Annotated in this window: 1 rRNA gene; it reads left to right on the forward strand. The window is 55.9% G+C overall.

The annotated features are described in order from the left end of the window. A 23S ribosomal RNA gene (locus ACFULV_RS34920) occupies positions 1-2178 on the forward strand; the annotation flags it as partial.

Raw genomic sequence — 2178 nt, forward strand, 5'->3', positions numbered from 1 at the left:
CGGAGGTAGAGCTACTGGATGGCCTAGGGGGCCTACAAGCTTACCGAAGTCAGCCAAACTCCGAATGCCGGTGTGTGAGAGCGTGGCAGTGAGACTGCGGGGGATAAGCTTCGTAGTCGAGAGGGAAACAGCCCAGATCGCCGGCTAAGGCCCCTAAGCGTGTACTAAGTGGAAAAGGATGTGGGGTCGCTTAGACAACCAGGAGGTTGGCTTAGAAGCAGCCACCCTTGAAAGAGTGCGTAATAGCTCACTGGTCAAGTGATCCTGCGCCGACAATGTAGCGGGGCTCAAGTACACCGCCGAAGCCGCGGCATTCACACAATAGCCCGTCCAGACTGTAGTGGTCTGGGCCAGGTGTGTGGATGGGTAGGGGAGCGTCCTGTGGCCGTGGAAGCAGCAGTGTGAACTAGCTGTGGAGGCCACGGGAGTGAGAATGCAGGCATGAGTAGCGAAAGACGAGTGAGAAACTCGTCCGCCGAATGACCAAGGGTTCCTGGGCCAGGTTAATCCGCCCAGGGTGAGTCGGGACCTAAGGCGAGGCCGACAGGCGTAGTCGATGGACAACGGGTTGATATTCCCGTACCCGTGTATCCGCGCCCAATGCTGAATCAGTTGTGCTAACTGTCCAAATGTTGTTTTACTGAGCCTTCGGGCGAGGGGAATGACGGCTGCACAGGACCCCGGTTGTAGTAGGTAAGCGATGGGGTGACGCAGGAAGGTAGCTGGGCCAGGTGATGGAATACCTGGTGTAAGCGTGTAGGGCGCAACATAGGCAAATCCGTGTTGCATATAGCCTGAGACGTGATGCGTACCCGTTGAGGGGAATTCAGTGATCCTATGCTGCCGAGAAAAGCCTCTAGCGAGCTGGTACACGGCCCGTACCCCAAACCGACACAGGTGGTCAGGTAGAGAATACTAAGGCGATCGAGAGAACTGTGGTTAAGGAACTCGGCAAAATGCCCCCGTAACTTCGGGAGAAGGGGGACCACGCCTGGTGAAGGGTTTTACACCTGGAGCTGGGTGGGGTCGCAGAGACCAGAGAGAAGCGACTGTTTACTAAAAACACAGGTCCGTGCGAAGTCGTAAGACGATGTATACGGACTGACGCCTGCCCGGTGCCGGAAGGTTAAGAGGACCGGTTAGCGCTTCGGCGCGAAGCTGAGAATTTAAGCCCCGGTAAACGGCGGTGGTAACTATAACCATCCTAAGGTAGCGAAATTCCTTGTCGGGTAAGTTCCGACCTGCACGAATGGCGTAACGACTTCTCTGCTGTCTCAACCACAGACTCGGCGAAATTGCATTACGAGTAAAGATGCTCGTTACGCGCGGCAGGACGAAAAGACCCCGGGACCTTCACTATAGCTTGGTATTGGTGTTCGGTACGGTTTGTGTAGGATAGGTGGGAGACTGTGAAGCTCGGACGCTAGTTCGGGTGGAGTCGTCGTTGAAATACCACTCTGATCGTATTGGACTTCTAACCTCGGACCATGATCTGGTTCAGGGACAGTGCCTGGTGGGTAGTTTAACTGGGGCGGTTGCCTCCCAAAATGTAACGGAGGCGCCCAAAGGTTCCCTCAGCCTGGTTGGCAATCAGGTGTTGAGTGCAAGTGCACAAGGGAGCTTGACTGTGAGACTGACAGGTCGAGCAGGGACGAAAGTCGGGACTAGTGATCCGGCACCGGCAAGTGGAAGCGGTGTCGCTCAACGGATAAAAGGTACCCCGGGGATAACAGGCTGATCTTCCCCAAGAGTCCATATCGACGGGATGGTTTGGCACCTCGATGTCGGCTCGTCGCATCCTGGGGCTGGAGTAGGTCCCAAGGGTTGGGCTGTTCGCCCATTAAAGCGGCACGCGAGCTGGGTTTAGAACGTCGTGAGACAGTTCGGTCTCTATCCGCCGCGCGCGTAAGAAACTTGAGGAAGGCTGTCCCTAGTACGAGAGGACCGGGACGGACGAACCTCTGGTGTGCCAGTTGTTCCGCCAGGAGCACTGCTGGTTGGCTACGTTCGGAAGGGATAACCGCTGAAAGCATCTAAGCGGGAAGCCTGTTCCAAGATGAGGTTTCTCTCCCACTTGATGGGTTAAGGCCCCCTACAGACCATGGGGTTGATAGGCCAGAATTGGAAGCCAGGTAACTGGTGTAGGTGACTGGTACTAATAGGCCGAGGGCTTACTAC

It is taken from the genome of Nocardia sp. NPDC057272 (genome assembly GCF_042668615.1).
Taxonomy (GTDB): Bacteria; Actinomycetota; Actinomycetes; order Mycobacteriales; family Mycobacteriaceae; genus Nocardia.